Consider the following 18,824-nt stretch of genomic DNA (forward strand, 5'->3'; position numbering starts at 1 on the left):
GGGTGTAGGGGCGCGAAGATGATCGATCTCCCCCTCGTCACCATCCTGCTCCTCACCGGCTTCATCAACCTGATCGGCGCGCTTGCCTATGCCGCGCGCATTGCCGGGGTGCGGACGCGGCGCATCGCGATGTCGTTCGCGCTGTTCAACATCCTCGTGCTCTTCTCGCGCACGTCGAACAGCTTTTTGGGCCCCTTCCTCGCCAAGCGGATCGAGACGCGAATCCACGACGGCAGCGGCGCTCAGCTCTTCATCGACATGCAGTTCGTGCTCGCCGCGGCGAGCGTTGCAACGCTTGTCGGCATCCTGCTGGTGCCCACAGGGCAGCGCATGTTCGCCGCCGCGATCGGCTGGTATCAGGACAATCGTTCGACGACCAAACTCGCCCTGAAGGCCGCGAGCCCGAGCGGCCTGCGCACATTGGGCCGCTCGCTTACCCTCCCCAGCCTGTCGCACCTCAAAAGCTGGCGCATGCCCAAGGGGATTGGCTGGGGCGTCCTTATCGCGAACTGCCTCGCGCAGTCGCTGCTCGCGGTCGGCGTCGTCGCGTCGCTCTACGCCGGCTATCTCGCTCCCGAATTTCGCGTCACCGCGTCGCAGCTCTCGGCGCTGATCAACGGCTTTGCGACGATCCTCCTGTTTGCCTTCATCGACCCGCAATTGTCGGTAATGACCGACGATGCGGTCGAGGGCAAAGTCGACGAGGCCGATTTCCGCCGCGCGATCACGCTGATCTCGCTGAGCCGCCTTGCGGGCACGGTCCTGGCGCAGGCGCTGCTGCTGCCAGCCGCGCTGCTGATCGCATACGTTGCCGTGCATGTCTGACACGCAGCGCGGCCACAGCCGCTTCCATGCCGTCCGAGCGCGGCTGGAGGCGATGGCGGTAACACCCGGGCCGCGCGGCTGGTTTCTCGAATTTCTCGTCTTCGGCTTCAAGCAGGGTTGGGCGTGCCTGTTCGGCGCGCTGATGCTTGCGCTGCTGCTCGGCACGCATCTCTTCTGGCCCGACGATGCGCCGCTCCATCGCTATGACGCAATCACGATCGGCGCGGTGCTGATCCAGCTCGGCATGCTCGCCTTCCGGCTCGAAACGCCGAAGGAGGCGCTCGTCATCCTCATCTTCCACATCGTCGGCACGGTGATGGAATTGTTCAAGACCGCCGCGGGATCGTGGCAATATCCCGAGGCGAGCCTGCTCCACATCGGCGCGGTCCCGCTCTTTTCGGGCTTCATGTATGCCGCGGTCGGCAGCTATATCGCGCGCGTCTGGCGCATCTTCGATTTCCGCTATTCAGGCTACCCGCCCGCGTGGGCCAGCTATGCGCTGGCGGCGGCGATCTACGTCAATTTCTTCGCGCACCATTGGGTATACGACATCCGCTGGTTTCTGTTCGCCGCGACCGCGCTGCTCTTCTGGCGCTGTCAGGTGTGGTTCCGCCCGCTCCACATCCACCGCCACATGCCGCTGCTCGTCGGCTGGGGGCTCGTCGCTTTGTTCATCTGGTTCGCCGAAAATATCGGCACCTTCGCGCGCGCCTGGACCTATCCGAGCCAGAACGACGGCTGGCACATGGTCGGCGTCGAAAAGCTCGGCAGCTGGTATCTGCTGATGATCATTTCGTTCGTGCTCGTCAGCCTTGTCCAGCGGCCCAAGACGCCCGATTAGCCGAACGGCTTGTCGATCGACGGCGGCGGCTCGCTGAACCATTTCGGCCCGCCGTCGGTCATGTAGAAACAGTCTTCCAGCCTTATGCCGAACTCGCCCGGGATATAGATGCCGGGCTCGTTCGAGAAACACATGCCGGGCGCGAGCTTTGTCGTCTCGCCGCGCACCAGATTGACCGGCTCGTGCCCGTCGAGCCCGATGCCATGGCCGGTGCGGTGCGAGGTGCCGGGCAGCTTGTAGCCGGGGCCCCAGCCGAGGCTCTCGTAATAGGCGCGCACCGCGTCATCGACCTGACCCGCGGGCGTGCCGAGCTTGGCCGCGGCGAAAGCGACATCCTGTCCCTTGCGCATCTGGTCCCATACCTGCCGCTGGCGCGCGCTCGCCTTGCCGTAAACGAAGCTGCGCGAGATGTCGGACTGATAGCCATGGACGGTGGCGCCGCAGTCCATCAGCACGACCTCGCCGTTCTTCACCGCCTGCGGCTTGCCCGACCCGTGCGGATAGGCGCTCGCCTCGCCGAGCAGGATCAGCTCGAACTCGCTCTTGCCGCCAAGCGCGATGGTCGCGGCCTTCATGATCGCCCCGATGTCGGACGGCGTCATCCCCGCCTCGACCCGCGGCGCGGTGTGGCGATAGGCGGCGAGCGTGATGTCGGCGGCGATCTGCATCAGCGCGATTTCGGCGGGCGACTTGTGCATCCGGCATCCGCGCACGACGGGCGCGCCGTTGACGACGGTCGCCTGCGGCATCGCTTTCTCGAGGCCATCGACGGCGAAATAGCGCACCGTTTCCTCGACGCCGATCTTTCCTTTGGCCAGCCCGCGCTTGCCGAGCCAGGCGGCGACCGCGGCGAGCGGATTCTCGTCCTCGTTCCACGTCAGCACCTCGGCCTCAACGCCCAGGCTCTCACGCACCGACGGTTCTTCGAAAAAGGGCGTGACGATCGCGACCTCGCCCTCGCGCGTCAGCACCGCGGCGGTCAGCCGCTCGCTGCGCCACCATTCGACCCCGGTGAAATAGATGAGGCTCGACCCCGGCTCGATCAACAGCGCGCCGATGTCGTTCGCGCGCATCAACTCCTTCGCCTTGGCGATCCGCGCCACACGCTCGGCCTTGCCGATCGGCACTGCCTTGGCGGCGAGATTGGGAAGGCCGGCCGTATCGGCGGCGAACGCCGGCGCGGGCAAAGTCGCCGCCAGTCCGCCGATCGCCGCGGTGCCCAGAAATTGCCGTCGCTGCATCATTGCTTTCTCTCCGTCAGTTTCGGGGCGTCATGGGTATACTTAAGGGCGGCGGCAATTTTTCATTGATGCGCTGCATCTCTTCGCTGCGGCGATCACTATATTGCCTCATCAGGTCTTGGCAGAACCGCCGGGCGGTCTCCGTCCCGAGCAGGCCCGGCTCTGCCACGATATCGGCCCATGACAGTCCATCGGCAACGCACATCAGGTCCTGGAAGTCCCGCGCGTAAATTCCGTCGGAAAAATAGGCAAACAATCGTCCGCGCCGCGTCGCAACGACCGATGCGGTCTCGTTATCCTCGATCAACGGTATCGCCCACATCACAACATCCCCGGCTTTCATCATCTTCGCCGACGCCGCAACGGCATCGTAGGGCCGATATGCCGAGCCTTTCGGCCGAACTTCCCGGATCAGCGTAACGCTGACATCGCCTGCCGAAACCTTGTCTTCGACGATATAGTCCGGCCCTGCCTTGCGGTTTTTCCACTCATCCAGCAGGGCCAACTGGTCGGCCGGCGGCAACTTGCAATCGAGGTCCGGCATATACATGCGCGCCCAGACGAACCCCGGCGCGATCGGCCCGCCCGGAAGCCGGTCCCATCGCATTTCCATTCGGCACACATCGATCTTGTCCTTCGGCTCGATCCGGCCATTATTGTAATCGTCCAGCGATACATAATGGCCATAAGGCACGGCGTAGAACACACCCTTTCGGGGTGTCACCGCGCCAATGATGGTCCGCGGGCGCGCAGGGTTGGCAGGAAAAACGGTATAAACGCCGACATGAGGCTGATATTTTGAGTCGCGCGCTTCTTCTGCTGCCCGTTTCCGCAGCAGGCCGACGACATCACGATGGGATTGCTTCAGACGCTCGATATCGGTCCCGCCGGGGAACGGCAGCGTAATGATCTCACGCTCGACGAAGGATGCGGCTGACGGCTCGGCCGCGCAGCTTGCGATCGGGAATGCAAGGGCAATGCTGATCGCAGCCGCCAAGCTTCGCCGCCAGATCGTCAGCATTTGTTCGCCCCTCAATAAATCAGCAAATCCGCGATCTCTTCGCGCCACGCCGCCTCGTCGGGCAGCGCCAGCGCGTCGAGATCGCCCGCATCTGCACCCGCATCGTCGACCCACTCGCGCAGGCCCGGTCCGCCGTTGATCACGTCGATCGCGAGCACATCGTCGGTATATTCATATTTGAAATCCTTGCCACGCCAGATCGGATAGTCCGGATAGAGGCTGCGGATCGCCTTGAATCCCAGCGCCTGCACGCGCCACGGCTGGAACGCATCGTCATCGTACCACGGCCCGTCGGCATGGATATGCACGCCGCTATTGAGCTGGCCGACATGCTTGTGAAAGGTTGGCTGGAACCAGATGTCGCGCAGCTTGCATCCGCCGAGCCATTGCGGCGCGAGGCGCTGCATTTCGGCAATCACCGCCTTGGCGTCGATATCGGGCGCGCCGAACAGCTCGAGCGGACGGGTCGTGCCCCTGCCCTCGCTCAAGGTCGCGCCCTCGACCATCACCGTGCCGGCATAGGCGCGCGCCATGTTGACGTTCGCGGCGTTCGGGCTGGGGTTGACCCACACCCGGCCCTCCGGCCAGCCGAAGCCGGGGCCTTTGGGGTCCCAGCCCTCCATTTCGATCACGCGATAATCGACGTCGAGGCCGAAGTGGCGGATGAACCAGTGTCCGATCTCGCCCATCGTGAGGCCATGACGCATCACCATCGGTCCCGCGCCGACGAAGCTTTCCCAGCCGGGCAGAAGCCGCGTCCCCTCGACGGGGCGCCCCGCGGGATTCGGCCGGTCGAGCACCCATACCGCCTTGCCATGCTGCGCCGCGGCTTCGAGAATATAAAGGAGCGTCGTCACATAGGTATAGATGCGGCAACCCAGATCCTGCAGGTCGACGAGCATCACGTCGAAGGTATGCATCGACTGGCCGCTCGGCCGCCGCACCTCGCCATAGAGGCTGAACACCGGCATGCCATAGGTCGGATCGGTGAAGTCGGGCGACTCCATCATATTGTCCTGAAGGTCACCGCGAACGCCATGCTGCGGCCCGAACACCGCGGTGATGTCGAGCCCCGACGCGACGAGCGCATCGACGCTGTGCGTCAGGTCGGCGGTGACCGAAGCGGGGTGCGCGAGCAGCGCGACGCGCTTGCCTTCGAGCGGTTTGCGAAGCGCCGGATCGGCGAGCAGGCGGTCGATGCCGAAGTTCACTGTCATGCCGCGTCGGGTGCCCCAAGCGTGAGCGCAAAGCAATCGGGATGATGGAAGTCGGGCTTGCCCGGCGGATGCGCAAGCGCCCAATAGCTTTTGGTGCCGTCGAGTTCCTCGATCACCGCTGACAGCGCGAGCTTCGCGCCATTGTCGGGAAAAATCCCGGGCTCGACGCGCAGCGCATAGCTTTGGTCGCCCTTCTCCGCCGCCATTTCCCAGGGCGCGAGGTCGTCGGTGCGCAGCAGCGAGCGATAATCGTCGAACTGGTAACAGGCCCAGCGGCCGTCGGGCGAATAGTTGAATTCGGTATAGTCGGGCTCGCCTTCCTCGGTCAGGAACGCCTCGAAGCAGGTGCTTTCCCAGAGGCCATCGGTGGCGCTGTCGGCGATCACGAGTTCGCCCTGCCCGTCGGGCAGCACCAGCGCGGCGATCGCGCCATCGACGATGAAGCGCAGCGCAAAACCGTCCTCGAACGACAGGCTGACCTCGACCGCCACCGCGCGCACGGCCTTGCCCGGCGTCGCCGGGTGACAGATCAGCTCTTTGCGCATGCTATCCAAATATCAAACCCCATGCTAAGCGCCCGCCCGCTATGACCAGTTACAAATCCGACCTGCTGCGCCTGCTCGACGAGCGAGGCTATATCCATCAGACGACCGACGCGGAAGGGCTCGATGCGCTCGCCGCGAAACAGGTCATCCCGGGATATATCGGCTTCGACGCGACCGCGCCGTCGCTGCACGTCGGCAGCCTCGTCCAGATCATGATGCTGCGCCGCCTGCAACAGACGGGACACAAGCCCGTCGTGCTGATGGGCGGCGGGACGACGCGGATCGGCGACCCGACCGGGCGCGACGAAAGCCGCAAGATGTTGTCGGACGACACGATCGCCGCGAACATCGCGTCGATCTTCAGCATCTTCCAGCAATATCTGGCCTTCGGCGACGGCCCGACCGACGCCGTGATGGTCGACAATCAGGACTGGCTCGGCCAACTCGGCTATATCCAGTTGCTGCAGGAAGTCGGCACGCACTTCACGATCAACCGCATGATGACCTTCGATTCGGTCAAGCTGCGGCTCGAGCGCGAGCAGCCGATGACCTTCCTCGAATTCAACTATATGATCCTCCAGGGCTATGATTTCCGCCACCTGTCGAAGGACATGAATGTCCGTCTGCAAATGGGCGGATCGGATCAGTGGGGCAATATCGTCAACGGCATGGAGCTGGGCCGCCGCATGGACGGCGCCGATCTCTATGGACTCACGACTCCGCTGCTGACGACCGCCGCGGGGGCCAAAATGGGCAAAACTGCCGCCGGCGCGGTGTGGCTCAATCCCGAACAACTGTCCCATTTTGACTATTGGCAATATTGGCGCAACTGCGACGACCGCGACGTCGGCAAGTTCCTGAAGCTGTTCACCGACCTGCCGCTCGAAGAGATCGCGCGGCTCGAAGCGCTCGAAGGCGCGGAGATCAATGAGGCGAAGAAAATCCTCGCGAACGAGGCGACCGCGATGTGCCGCGGCGCGGACGCCGCGAAAGCCGCCGCCGAGACCGCTACGCAAACCTTTGAAAAGGGGCAGATCGGTGGCGACCTTCCGCAGGCCGTCGCACCCGCCGAGGGGATCAGCGTCGTCGATGCGCTGCGCGAACTCGGCTTCGCAGGCTCGAACAAAGAGGCACGCCGCAAGCTCGACGAGGGCGCGGTGAAGGTTGACGGCGCGGTCGTTCGCGACCCGCAGCACCTGATCCAGCCCGGTGCGGATCCCGTTCCGCTCAGCCTCGGGTCAAAAAAACATGGCCTTGTGACCCGGTAACGCGCACAGACGCATTTACGACTTCTTCAGCAATCGGATGGATCGTCATGGCCAAATCAACAAGGTCCACGAATATGCGCAAGATTGACACGAGCAAGGCCCATTATGTCGGCCTCGACCAGCGGATCGCTCCGCGTAGCGACGTCTATTGCCGCCTGCCCTTTGTCATGCCCGACGGACGGCAGGAAATGTGCACCTGCGTCAACATCAGCGCCGACGGTATGCTGATGCGCTTCGAACGCGGACTGGAGATCGGCGACCTCGTCGTGCTCCGCATGCCGATCATCGGCCGCACCTCGGCGAAAGTCGTCTGGTCGCTCGCCGGCAAGACCGGTTTGCAGTTCGACAAATCGATCTCGGTCGAAGATTATCTGCCGATGATCCGCGCCATGGGCGCGCGGGGCGACGTCAACTAACCACTCCGCAGCAGCGGCACCGCCGCGTCGCGTTCGAAAAGATACAGGCAGAGCCGCACAGCCTCCGCCCGCGCGCCGTCCATCCCGCCATCGCGTTCGACGAACAGCCGCGCATCATCATGCGCGACGGGCAGCAGGCGCACGAGCTGTTCGGGCGTTGCGAGCCGGTAATCGGCATCGCCCGACTGTTTGAGCCCAAGCAATTCACCACCGCCGCGCAACTCGAGATCCTTCTCGGCGATCACAAAACCGTCGTTCGTCTCGCGCATCAAAGCGAGCCGTTCGCGCGCGGTTTCCGACAGATTCTGCGAGCGCAGCAACAGGCAAACCGACTTCGCCGTGCCGCGCCCGACGCGGCCGCGCAGTTGATGGAGCTGCGCGAGGCCGAAGCGGTCGGCATGCTCGACGATCATCAGGCTGGCGGCGGGGACATCGACCCCGACCTCGATCACCGTCGTCGCGACGAGGACGCCGATCTCGCCCCCCTGGAAGCGCGCCATGACATCATCCTTCTCGGGCCCCTTCATCCGCCCGTGTACCAGCCCGACGCGGCTTTCGCCCAGCCGCGCGCGCAGCAAGGCCGCGCGCTCCTCGGCCGCCGCGAGTTCGCTGATCTCGCTTTCGGCGACGAGCGGGCACACCCAATAGGCCTGGGCGCCGGTCGCGAGGTGCCGGTCGAGCCCGTCGACGACCTCGTCGAGCCGATCGACCGACACGACGCGCGTATCGACCGGGGTGCGCCCCGGCGGCATCTCGTCAATCTGCGACACGTCCATTTCGCCATGGTTGGCAAGTTGCAGCGTGCGCGGGATCGGGGTCGCGGTCATCACCAGCAGGTGCGGCGGGCGCGCCGCCTTTTGCGTCAGCATCAGCCGCTGCGCCACGCCGAAACGATGCTGTTCATCGACGACGACGAGCGCGAGATCCTTGTAGGTCACCGCCTGCTGGAAGATCGCATGGGTGCCGACGAGGATATCGATGCTGCCGTCGGCGAGCCCCATCAGCGTCGATTCGCGAACTTTGCCCTTGTCGCGCCCGGTGAGGATCGCGAGGTTTACCGGCAAGCCGCCAAGCATCCGCTGCAACGTCGCAAAATGCTGGCGCGCCAAAATTTCGGTCGGTGCGAGCAGCGCCGCCTGCGTCCCCGCCTCGACCGCCGCCAGCATGGCGCGCAACGCGACGAGCGTCTTGCCCGAGCCGACGTCACCCTGCAGCATGCGCAGCATCGGCGTATCCTGCGCCAAATCGCCCGCAATCTCGCGCCCGACACGCTCCTGCGCGCCCGTCAGCCCAAACGGCAGCTTCAGCACATCGGTCAGCCGCCCATCGCCGACGATCGCCCGGCCCTTGCGTGTCCGCAGCCCCTGCCGGATCAGCATCAGCGCGACCTGGCTCGCGAAAATCTCGTCATAGGCGAGCCGGTCGCGCGCCGCCTCGTCGCGCGGGCTCGCATGTGCACGCGCCATCGCCTCGGTCCATGTCGGCCAGCTCCGGCTGACGAGCAAAGGCGCATCGATCCATTCGGCAAGCTCGGGGCGCCGTTCGAGCGCCACCTGTCCCAGCTGCGACAACCGCGCGTTGGTGAGCCCTTCGGTCAGCGGATAGACGGGCTCATGTTCGGCGATTCCCGCCTCGTCGCCCGGCTCGATCACCTGATCGGGATGCACGATCTGGCGCATGTCGCCATAGAGGTCGAGCCGACCCGACACGCGGCGCTTCTCGCCCAAGGGAAAGAGTTTCCGCGCCAGCCCCGACGTGCGCCCGAAATAGACGAGCCGGACATGGTCGCCCGCGTCGTCGAACGCCTCGACCCCGAAGGGGGCGCGGGGCGAGCGACCGGCGCGGTAATCCTGCGCGGTCAGTTCGACGATGATCGTTTGCCCGGCCTGCGCCTGATCGAGCCGTTCGACCGGAAAGCGCGAGATCAATCCCGTCGGCAAATGGAACAGCACATCGACGACGCGCTCCAGCCCCAGCCGCGTCAGCGGCTTGGCAAGCTGCGGCCCGACGCCTTTCAGGTCGGTGAGCGCAGCAAAGAGCGGATTGAGTATCTCGGGTCGCATGGCTACTGCGTCCCATCTATCGCTTGCTTGCCCCGTGCGCCACTCCCGGCAGCATGGGCTATCGGGATTCCCGCCGTGTCCGACACCGATCGCCTCAAACGCCTGAAATTCCGGTCCTGGCACCGCGGCACGCGCGAGGCCGACTATATGATCGGCGGCTTCTTCGACCGCTATTCAGCTGAATGGGGCGAAGCGGAACTCAGCTGGTACGAAGCCGTTGTCGAGGAAGACGACGTCGACATCATGGCGTGGGCGCTCGGCACCGGTCAGCCGCCCGCGCATCTCAACCGACCGGAGATGATCGCCGCGATGCGCCGCCTGGACTATATCCCGCTGCCATGACGATGCCCGCCGCCGACATTTTTGCCGCGATCGGATCGGCGACGGCGCCGCTGACGCTGGCGCGCGCCGCCGACGGCTTCCTGCCGCTGCTACTCGCCGATCTCGCGCGGGCAAGCGATAAGCGCCTCGTCTATGTCGCGACCGACGATAGCGCGATGCAGGCGATCGCCGACGCGGCGCCCTTCTTTGCGCCCGATCTGATCGTCCACCGCTTCCCGGCATGGGACTGCCTGCCCTATGACCGCGCCGGCCCGTCGATGCGCGTCAGCGCCGACCGGCTTGCGACGCTCTCGGCGTTGCAAATCGCGCCAAAACGCGGCGAACTCATCCTCACCACCGTCGCCGCGATCACGCAGCGCACGCTGACACCCTTTCGTATTCGCCAGCTCGCGACGACGCTGGCGGCCGGACAGCGGATCGACCGCGATGCCCTCGCCGAACTGCTCATCGCGAACGGCTTTAGCCGCGTCGACACCGTCGCCGACCAGGGCGAGTTCGCGGTGCGCGGCGGCATCCTCGACCTGTTCCCCGCGGGTGAGGAAACGGGGCTCCGCGTCGATTTCTTCGGCGACGAGATCGAGAGCATCCGCCGTTTCGACCCCGCCGACCAGCGCAGCCTTGGTCCCGCCAAGGCGTTGCAACTGCTTCCTGCCAGCGAAACCTTGCTCGACGAAGCGACGATCAAGCGCTTCCGCTCGGCCTATCGCGACCTGTTCGGCGGGCAGTCGACGGGCGATCCGCTCTATCAGGCGGTCAGCGACGGTCGGCGGCAGGCGGGCATGGACCATTGGCTGCCGCTGTTCGAGGAACGGCTCGCGACGCTGTTCGACCATATCGACCCGGCGACCCCGGTGCTACGAGGCCATCGGACCGAAGCGACCGCCGAGACGCGCTTCGCCGCGATCACCGACTATCACGCCAACCGCGTCGCCGCCGAACGCGAATCGCCGGGCAGCTATCGCCCGCTGGCGCCGGAGACGCTGTACCTGACCGAAAGCGAATGGGCCGGGGCCTCGTCGGATCGCCCGATCCATATCGTCACGCCGTTCGATGTCCCGCCCGCCGCGACCATCGTCGACCTCGAAACCTTCGCGGCGCGCGATTTCACGCCCGAACGCACCGCCGATCTCAACGTCTACGACAAGGTCGCCGACCATCTGTCCGACGAGCGCCGCAAGGGCCGGCGCACGATCATCGCGAGCTATTCGGGTGGCGCGCGCGAGCGCCTGTCCGGATTGCTCCGCGACCATGGCGTCACCTCGCTCGCGCCGGTCGACGGCTGGCAGGAGGCACTCGGCACCGCGTCGTCGGAAAGCGGCGGCGCCACCGCAATGGTCGTGCTCCCGCTCGACCACGGCTTCGCATCGGACGCGATCAGCCTGCTAACCGAACAGGACATTCTCGGCGAACGCCTCGTCCGCCGCCAGAAACGCCGCAAGAGCGCCGATGCCTTCCTCGCCGAACTTGCGACGCTCAGCGTCGGCGACCTTGTCGTCCACCTCGATCACGGCATCGGGCGTTACGAGGGGCTGACCCAGATCCCGGTCGGGAGCAGCCCGCACGATTGCGTCGCGCTTACCTATTCGGGCGGCGACAAGCTCTACGTCCCGGTCGAGAATCTCGACGTGCTCTCGCGCTACGGCGGCGAGAGCGACGGCGTCGGTCTCGACAAGCTCGGCGGCGAGGCGTGGCAGCGTCGCAAGGCGCGGATGAAGGAGCGCATCCGCGAGATTGCGGGCGAGCTGCTCGCGACCGCCGCGCAGCGCGCCTTGCGCTCGGGCGAGCTGCTCGCGCAGGACGCCGCTTACCCTGCCTTTGCCGACCGCTTTCCCTATCAGGAAACCGACGATCAGGACCGCGCGATCGGCGACGTGCTCGCCGATATGGCGTCGGGTCGCCCGATGGACCGACTCGTTTGCGGCGACGTCGGGTTTGGCAAGACCGAGGTCGCGCTGCGCGCTGCGTTCGTCGCCGCAATGGCGGGGGTGCAGGTCGCGGTGGTCGTGCCCACGACTTTGCTCGCGCGCCAGCATTACACCAATTTCTCCGAGCGCTTCAAAGGCTTCCCGGTCAACATCGGCCGGCTGTCGCGCCTCGTTCCGGCGGGTGAGGCGCAAAAGACGCGCGATGGCCTGTCGAGCGGTCATATCGATATCGTCGTCGGCACGCATGCGGTGATCGCTAAATCGGTCGAGTTCAAGAATCTTGGTCTCGTCATCGTCGACGAGGAGCAGCGCTTCGGCGTCGTTCACAAGGAGCGGCTGAAGCAGCTCAAGACCGACGTCCATGTGCTGACGCTGACCGCAACGCCGATCCCGCGCACGCTGCAAATGGCCATGTCGGGGCTGCGCGAGCTCAGCGTCATCCAGACCCCGCCGGTCGATCGCCTCGCGGTCCGCACCTATGTCGCGCCGTGGGACGCCGTGGTGCTGCGCGAAGCGTTGCTGCGCGAACATGACCGCGGCGGGCAGAGCTTCTTCGTCGTCCCGCGGATCAAGGATCTGCCCGATATCGAGGAATTCCTGCGTAACCGCGTGCCCGAAATCAAATATGTCGTCGCGCACGGCCAGATGACCCCGACCGAGGTCGAGGACCGGATGAGCGCCTTCTACGATCGCAAATATGATGTGCTGCTGTCGACGACGATCGTCGAAAGCGGGCTCGACATCCCGAGCGCCAACACGCTGATCATCCACCGCGCCGACCGCTTCGGCCTCGCGCAGTTGTACCAGCTGCGCGGGCGAGTCGGGCGCGCGAAGACGCGCGCTTATGCCTATCTCACGACCCCCGAGCATGGCGCGATCACCGACACCGCCGAAAAGCGGCTCAAGCTGCTCGGCGACCTCGACACGCTCGGCGCGGGTTTCCAGCTTGCAAGCCACGATCTCGACATTCGCGGCGCGGGTAACCTCGTCGGCGACGAACAGTCGGGGCATATCCGCGAGGTCGGCTTCGAACTTTACCAGTCGATGCTCGAAGATGCGATTTTGGTCGCCAAGGCCGAAGGCGCCGGAAAGCTGCCGCCGCGCGAAGCGCTGTCGCCCACGATCACCGTCGATGCGCCGATCCTGATTCCCGAGGATTATGTTCCCGACCTGCCGCTGCGCATGGCGCTCTATCGCCGCCTCAACGACGCGCTGGACCGTCCGGCGCTCGATGCCTTCGCCGCCGAGATGATCGATCGCTTTGGCCCGCTGCCGCCCGAAACCGCGAACCTCGTCCAGCTGATGGAGATCAAGGCGAACGCCAAACTCGCGGGCATCGCCAAGCTCGACGTCGGGACCAAGGGCGCGCTCGTGAGCTTCCACGGCGACCAATTCGCGAACGTTCCGGGGCTGATCGCCTATGTCGAACGGCTCAAGGGCCGCGCGCGCATTCGCCCCGACAACAAGCTGTCGATCAGCGGTGATTGGGTCAGCACCGGCGCACGCCTCAACGGCGCGCTGCAGCTATCGAAGGGTTTGGGCAAGCTGGCGAAACAGGTCGCCTAGGCGCCCATCAACGCCAGCAGCTGATCCGCCGGCACCGGCCCCGACTTCAGGAACCCCTGCCATGTCGCGACGCGCAGTTCGGACAGCCGCGCCAGCTGGCGCTCATTCTCGATCCCCTCGGCCACCACCAGCAGCCCCAACGCGCGCGCCAGGTCGACGATCGCGCGCACGACGATGCGGTCGCGGTCGCTGCCGTCGATCGTGCGGGTAAAGCCGCTGTCGATCTTCAGATAGTCGATGGGCAGCCGCGCGAGCAGCGACAGGCTGGAATAGCCGGTGCCGAAATCGTCGATCGCGACCGCGACGCCGAGCGCGCGAATCTGTGCCAGCTGGTCGGCCGCGCTCGCGGGGTCACTCAGCATCGCCTGTTCGGTCAGCTCGAGCGTCAGCCGGTCGGGATCGATCTTCGCCGCCTTTGCCATCGCGGCGAAGCGACCGGCAAATTCGGGATCGCCGAGATCGGCGGCGGTGATGTTGAGCGACACGCGGAGCTTCGCGAGCGCCTTCGGCCAGGTGGCCATTTCGGCCAGCGCGACGCGGTGGGCATGTTCGGTGAGCTCGCATTCGAGCCGCGCCGCGCGCGCCGCGGTCACAAGCGGCCCTGCGCCAAGCAGCCCGAGTTCGGGATGCTGCCAGCGCAGCAGTGCCTCGACCCCGGTCATTTCGCCGGTCGCGACGTCGTATTGCGGCTGGTAGTGGATCACGACCTCATTCTGCGACAACGCCGCATGGACCATCACGCCGTCGCGGGCAGACGCCGGCCGCGCCAGCTGGTCGCATGCCGCACGCAATTGCTCGGCGACCGACTCATCGCGCGTGATCAGCGCCGCGGCGATGCGGATCGACAGGCGGCCGTTCGGATCGCCGACGATCGGTTCGGCCAGCGCGACGTGGAGCGCGCGCTCCTGCGCGCGCAGGGCACCGAGCGACATCGGTGTCGACGGGACGATCAGGAAACGCGGGCCGTCGAGCCGGTCGACGCACGATCCCTGCCCGAATTCGTCGCTCGCGAAATTTTCGAGCCGCCGCCCGATCTCGTCGAGCACCGAATCGCCCGTCGCCGTCCCCGCGCTGTTGTTGATGCGCGCCATCTGGTCGACCTGGACCAGGATAACCCCGGCGTCGGCATCATAGCGCGCGTGCAGGGCTTCGAGTTTGCGGGCGCAGGCGGAAAGGGTGTCGGACAGGCGATTCATGGCGGTCCCTCTATCAGGCTTTGCTTGCCAAGAGCTTCCCTTTTGCAGCACAATATGCGCGTGGCTGCCACATTATCCCGACATGCCGTATCGACGGCACCCTTGATCGACGGCATTGGCCGCCAGATCAGCTACTTACGCCTGTCAGTCACCGATCGCTGCGACCTGCGCTGCCGCTATTGCATGGCCGAGGACATGACCTTCCTGCCCAAATCGGCGGTGCTCAACATAGAGGAAATGGGCGAAATTGCCGAGCGCTTCGTTGCGCGGGGCATCCGCCGCATCCGTCTGACCGGCGGCGAACCGCTTGTGCGGCGCGGGATCGACACGCTCGCGATGCGATTGGGGGCGATGATCGGCCGCGGCCTCGACGAGCTGACGCTGACCACCAACGCGATGCGGCTGGCCGGGCATGCGCCGATGCTGGCTGCGGCGGGCGTGCGCCGAATCAACGTCAGCCTCGACACGCTCGACCCCGCCGCCTTTCGCCATATCACCCGCGTCGGCGACCTCGCCATCGCGCTGCGCGGTATCGATGCGGCGCGCGCCGCCGGGCTGGCGGTCAAGATCAACATGGTCGCGCTCGCCGGGCTCAATGAAGACCAGCTCGTCCCGATGCTCGATTATTGCGCCGCTAATGGCTGCGACCTGACGCTGATCGAAACGATGCCGCTCGGCGAGGTCGAGGGCGACCGCAGCGATCATTATATCCCGCTCCATCACTTCATCGCGCCGCTTCGCGAAGCGCGCGCCATCTATCCGGTCGACAAGCGCACCGGCGGCCCGGCGCGATATTTCGCGGTCGAAAACAGCCCCGTGACGCTCGGGCTGATCACCCCGCTCAGCGACAATTTCTGCGCGACATGCAACCGCATCCGCCTGACCGTCGAGGGGCGCGTCTATATGTGCCTCGGTCAGGACGATCATGTCGACCTGCGCGCCGCGCTGCGCGACGGCGGCGACGTCGATGGGTTGATTGATGCGGCTTTGGCTGGCAAACCCCGCGCGCATGACTTTCATATTGATGGAAAGTCCAAACCGGCGGTCGCGCGTCATATGAGTGCAACGGGCGGCTGAGGGGCCGCCCGCTAGGGGAACCGGACCAATATGCATCGCAAGATTGCGCTCGTCGCATCGAACGCGCCCGCGGCCATGGAGGCGGAGGCCGAACTGCGCCCGCTCTATGACTTTGTCGAGCTGGGGGAAGCCGATCTGCTGATAGCGCTCGGCGGCGACGGTTTCCTGCTCCACATGCTGCACCAGTTGCTCGATCAGCGCCGAAGCATGCCCGTTTTCGGCATGAACCGAGGCACCATCGGCTTCCTGATGAACGAGTTCCGGATCGAGGGGCTGGTCGACCGGCTCGCCGCCGCGCGCCCCTTCCTGATCCATCCTTTGTCGGGCGACATCACGACGATCAGCGGCGAGCGCCACATCCTGCCCGCAATCAACGAGATTTCGCTGCTGCGCGAAACGCGCCAGGCGGCAAAACTGGAAGTGATCATCAACGAAAAGACGATGCTCGAGGAACTGGCGTGCGACGGCGTGCTCGTGTCGACCCCGGCGGGATCGACCGCCTATAACCTCAGCGCCAACGGCCCCATCCTGCCGCTCGAATCCGAAATGCTCGCGCTTACGCCAATCAGCCCCTTCCGCCCCCGCCGCTGGCGCGGCGCGCTGGTCCCCGAATCGACGAGCATCCGCTTCAACGTCCGCGAGGCGGCGAAACGCCCGGTCAGTGCGGTCGCCGACCAGCGCGAGATTCGCGATGTGAAGACGGTTTTGGTCACCACCGACCGCAGCCGGCCGCTGACTTTGCTGTTCGACCCCGACCAGGGCCTCGACGAACGCATCGCGATGGAACAATTTATCGTCTGAGAGTGACAAAAGGCCATAAAAGCCCCTTGATAAAGTTGTCGGTTGGCGGCAAAGGGGCCGCCTTGTCCGCTTAGGCGGCGTGTTCCTCGGTAGCTCAGCGGTAGAGCAATCGACTGTTAATCGATCGGTCGTAGGTTCGAATCCTACCCGGGGAGCCATTTCTTTCTAGACGCGCGGAAGCATACGCCAAAGCACTCTTGCTTTGCGCGAGATTCATCAGCAGTAGTCTCCCGTACTCCAGGGCAGCGATGAAAAGAGCCTCCGCTCTTATCGCAGAGCAGAATATCGTAGGCCGCCCCGATACTGCAACGGACAAATCGACTTCGCGCAGGCTAGCGAAGAAATACAAGCCATAGAGCTGCCAGGCGCTCCTGCGGACACAGCAGCATCGCCCCGTGTACCTTCCGATTACACTGGCGTAGAGTCTTGGGCCAACGACCCGATGAACGACGATCTGCTTTCGGCCGTTTGCGGAACGGCAGCTTCTGGCGCGCCAAGGGCGAGAGCGGACATCTATGCTGGCCGTTCGACATGTCCGCCGATTACCTGCGCCTCGACACTCAACCATGGAGATCGGTCAATAGTCCAGCGACAGCCTAGCTGTTAGCTGACGAGGCTGCACATAGACAAAAGCGTTGTCGCCCGCCACCTCCCATCCGTAAGCATCGAACAGATTCGTGGCTTGGATGCGGAAAACGGCGGTCGATCGGCCGATAGCGAACCTGTGGCGGAGCCCGACATTGAGAGTCGTATATGGAGCGACAGGAACGCGATTGAGGGTGTCCGCCGTATTCGGGCCAACGTGCTCGACGGTGGCATCGAGCGATGTCGGGGACGAAGGCGGATGCCAGTCCACGCTGGCGACCAGCTTGCGGGATGGCACGTCCACCGGTCGACTGCCGATCGTTCCGGACGCAACCTCATCGCCCGAAACGCGCGCTCTGACAAATGATCCGCCCGCAATCACTGTCAGTCCGGGTGTCGGCGAACCGCTCAGCGATGCTTCGATGCCAGCGTGTCGCACCGCGCCCAATTGCCGGAAGAAATTGCTTCCATCGACGCCGTAATAGGGGCGCTTGATATCGAATAGACCCGCGATCAACGTCATCCCCCCAGTCCGCACTTTCACGCCAGCATCGACTTGCCGCGTCCGGATAGCGGGGGGTGCCTCATCGCGGTTCGCGGCGGTTTCCGGGGCCACATCGCTCTCCTCGAGCCCTTGCGTGAAAGAAGCATAGAGCGATACCACCGGCGTCAGATCGATCATGGCGGTCGCGTTGAACAGCCACGGCTTATCGCGCGAGGCAGGAGCGGGGCCGTTCGGCGTGACCACGTGTTTGCGGTAGCTCACCTTCTGCGCGCCGACGCTGAGTTGCCCCAAGCCGCTTGCCCTCACCTGATAATCCAGCCCGATCGACCATTGGCGGACGCCGTCTTCGGATTGATCCGGAAAAGCGAAGTCCGGCCTTGCGATATAGTCGGGAGCCCCGAACGGCGCAGCCCCGAGCGATTGTCGGATCGAACCTCCATATCGGCGATCCTGCGCCCGCCTGCGACCGATCAACTGCAGGCGATGTTCCAACGCACTCGTCGAGAATGTGCGCGCGATACCCAGTTCGCCGCTGGTCGAGACACTGGCCCGGCCCGGATAAGCGCTGACTACGCGATCCGCCGGCGTCCCCAATGGTGCGGCGTGCAGGAAGATATTGTGTCCCTCTTGCACGTCGTTGTCTGACCGGAGAAGTCCCGCCCGAACCGCGAAGCCCCCGATGCTGGCGCGGCCCAGCGCGCCGAAGGTGAAGCGCTCGGTTTCGACGTCCGCCCAAGGCTGGCCGAGGAACCGGCGGCGTGCGAGCCGAGCCGGCGTCGCCAGACCATCGCCCAGGATGATCGGATAGATGTCCTCATCGGCGATCCGCGTGCGGCTGGCGAACAGCTTTGCGTCGGTCCGGGGCGCGGGTCGCCAGTGCAGGATAGCGGCAAGATTGGTAATATCGGCATTGTTGCCCGACGGATATTCGCTCCGGCTGAAGCTCGCCCCGGCCCCGACACTCAAGACGTCGCTGACGGGCAACGCGGCGTCGATCTCGGCCAATGCGCCGCCCCAGCTGTTGGTTTGCAACACCCCGCTCAGCACCGCGTCGTCGCCCGGGGTGCGCAAACGATAGTCGACCACGCCCGACGGCGCCGGGAATGCGTAACCGGCCGCCGATGGGCCGACCCTGATCCGGTTGCCCTCGACGAGCCGCGGCGAGAACTCGCCTTGACGATCGAAATAGAGGCCTTCCAGCCGAACATTGCCGGCGTCGATCGGCGAAAAACCGCGCACGGAGTTCGGGTTATAGATACCGAGCACCTCACCGCCGTCGTTCGAACCGAACGCATCCTCGGCGTCCGCAATCGCATTGTCGTCCGACCTCTGGGCGAATGCCGGCGAGCCGGCCGGGAGGGCGGCAAGCGACGCGGCCGCCATGCCGATT

Annotated in this window: 15 protein-coding genes and 1 tRNA gene; 9 read left to right on the top strand and 7 right to left on the bottom strand. The window is 65.2% G+C overall.

Features of this window, described 5'->3' with window-relative positions; translation table 11 throughout:
* The first annotated feature begins 18 nt into the window (after positions 1 to 18).
* The gene (locus ASD73_RS03475) at positions 19 to 825 is read left to right on the top strand and encodes a lipid II flippase Amj family protein (protein ID WP_082521333.1); all 807 of its coding nucleotides are present in this window, start codon (positions 19 to 21) and stop codon (positions 823 to 825) included.
* Positions 818 to 1,666, top strand: a complete 849-nt coding sequence (locus ASD73_RS03480; RefSeq protein WP_056369106.1) for a DUF817 domain-containing protein — start codon at positions 818 to 820, stop codon at positions 1,664 to 1,666. The genes ASD73_RS03475 and ASD73_RS03480 overlap by 8 nt, the downstream gene beginning before the upstream one ends.
* Here ASD73_RS03480 and ASD73_RS03485 read toward each other — a convergent pair.
* The 4 genes from ASD73_RS03485 to ASD73_RS03500 are packed head-to-tail and all read right to left on the bottom strand — an operon-like array spanning position 1,663 to position 5,690.
* Entirely contained in the window at positions 1,663 to 2,907 is a 1,245-nt protein-coding gene (locus ASD73_RS03485) for a M24 family metallopeptidase (protein ID WP_056370333.1), read from the bottom strand. The genes ASD73_RS03480 and ASD73_RS03485 overlap by 4 nt on opposite strands.
* Before the next feature lie 16 nt (positions 2,908 to 2,923).
* The gene (locus ASD73_RS03490) at positions 2,924 to 3,928 is read right to left on the bottom strand and encodes a hypothetical protein (RefSeq protein ID WP_056369104.1); all 1,005 of its coding nucleotides are present in this window, start codon (positions 3,926 to 3,928) and stop codon (positions 2,924 to 2,926) included.
* An 11-nt stretch (positions 3,929 to 3,939) separates the two neighbouring features.
* Positions 3,940 to 5,139, bottom strand: coding sequence for an exo-beta-N-acetylmuramidase NamZ family protein (locus ASD73_RS03495; protein WP_056369102.1), 1,200 nt, complete (start codon positions 5,137 to 5,139; stop codon positions 3,940 to 3,942).
* Between the two features lie 2 nt (positions 5,140 to 5,141).
* Positions 5,142 to 5,690, bottom strand: a complete 549-nt coding sequence (locus tag ASD73_RS03500) for a DOMON-like domain-containing protein (protein WP_056369101.1) — start codon at positions 5,688 to 5,690, stop codon at positions 5,142 to 5,144.
* 41 nt (positions 5,691 to 5,731) lie between these two features.
* Here ASD73_RS03500 and tyrS point away from each other — a divergent pair, with 41 nt between their 5' ends.
* Positions 5,732 to 6,958 carry a tyrosine--tRNA ligase gene (gene tyrS, locus ASD73_RS03505; RefSeq protein WP_056369099.1) on the top strand — a complete coding sequence of 409 codons (1,227 nt, stop codon included), beginning with the start codon at positions 5,732 to 5,734 and terminating at the stop codon, positions 6,956 to 6,958.
* 74 nt (positions 6,959 to 7,032) lie between these two features.
* Positions 7,033 to 7,374, top strand: coding sequence for a PilZ domain-containing protein (locus tag ASD73_RS03510; protein ID WP_056369097.1), 342 nt, complete (start codon positions 7,033 to 7,035; stop codon positions 7,372 to 7,374).
* Here the strand turns inward: ASD73_RS03510 and recG are convergent.
* The gene (gene recG / locus ASD73_RS03515) at positions 7,371 to 9,437 is read right to left on the bottom strand and encodes an ATP-dependent DNA helicase RecG (protein WP_056369095.1); all 2,067 of its coding nucleotides are present in this window, start codon (positions 9,435 to 9,437) and stop codon (positions 7,371 to 7,373) included. The two genes, ASD73_RS03510 and recG, sit on opposite strands and share 4 nt — an antisense overlap.
* Positions 9,438 to 9,512: 75 nt before the next feature.
* On the opposite strand from recG, the gene ASD73_RS03520 reads away from it, so the two are divergent.
* Together ASD73_RS03520 and mfd are read left to right on the top strand one after the other, a co-directional pair.
* Positions 9,513 to 9,779: an FAD assembly factor SdhE gene (locus ASD73_RS03520; protein ID WP_056369093.1), complete on the top strand. Its 267-nt coding sequence runs from the start codon at positions 9,513 to 9,515 to the stop codon at positions 9,777 to 9,779.
* Complete coding sequence (gene mfd, locus ASD73_RS03525; RefSeq protein WP_056369090.1) at positions 9,776 to 13,270, top strand: transcription-repair coupling factor; 3,495 nt, start codon at positions 9,776 to 9,778, stop codon at positions 13,268 to 13,270. The genes ASD73_RS03520 and mfd overlap by 4 nt, the downstream gene beginning before the upstream one ends.
* Here the strand turns inward: mfd and ASD73_RS03530 are convergent.
* Positions 13,267 to 14,466, bottom strand: coding sequence for a GGDEF domain-containing phosphodiesterase (locus ASD73_RS03530; RefSeq protein WP_056369088.1), 1,200 nt, complete (start codon positions 14,464 to 14,466; stop codon positions 13,267 to 13,269). The two genes, mfd and ASD73_RS03530, sit on opposite strands and share 4 nt — an antisense overlap.
* 54 nt (positions 14,467 to 14,520) lie before the next feature.
* Between ASD73_RS03530 and moaA the strand changes: the two genes are divergently transcribed.
* The 3 genes from moaA to ASD73_RS03545 all read left to right on the top strand — a co-directional run bounded on the left by moaA (position 14,521) and on the right by ASD73_RS03545 (position 16,502).
* Entirely contained in the window at positions 14,521 to 15,543 is a 1,023-nt protein-coding gene (gene moaA / locus ASD73_RS03535) for a GTP 3',8-cyclase MoaA (RefSeq protein WP_056369086.1), read from the top strand.
* A gap of 30 nt (positions 15,544 to 15,573) precedes the next feature.
* Positions 15,574 to 16,344, top strand: a complete 771-nt coding sequence (locus tag ASD73_RS03540) for an NAD kinase (RefSeq protein WP_056369084.1) — start codon at positions 15,574 to 15,576, stop codon at positions 16,342 to 16,344.
* An 83-nt stretch (positions 16,345 to 16,427) separates the two neighbouring features.
* A tRNA-Asn gene (locus tag ASD73_RS03545) sits at positions 16,428 to 16,502 on the top strand.
* A gap of 419 nt (positions 16,503 to 16,921) precedes the next feature.
* Here the strand turns inward: ASD73_RS03545 and ASD73_RS03550 are convergent.
* A complete protein-coding gene (locus ASD73_RS03550) occupies positions 16,922 to 18,817 on the bottom strand; it encodes a TonB-dependent receptor (RefSeq protein ID WP_056369082.1) in 1,896 nt (631 codons plus the stop codon).
* Positions 18,818 to 18,824: the final 7 nt, after the last annotated feature.

This window comes from Sphingopyxis sp. Root154 (assembly GCF_001427105.1).
In the GTDB taxonomy this organism is placed as follows: domain Bacteria; phylum Pseudomonadota; class Alphaproteobacteria; order Sphingomonadales; family Sphingomonadaceae; genus Sphingopyxis.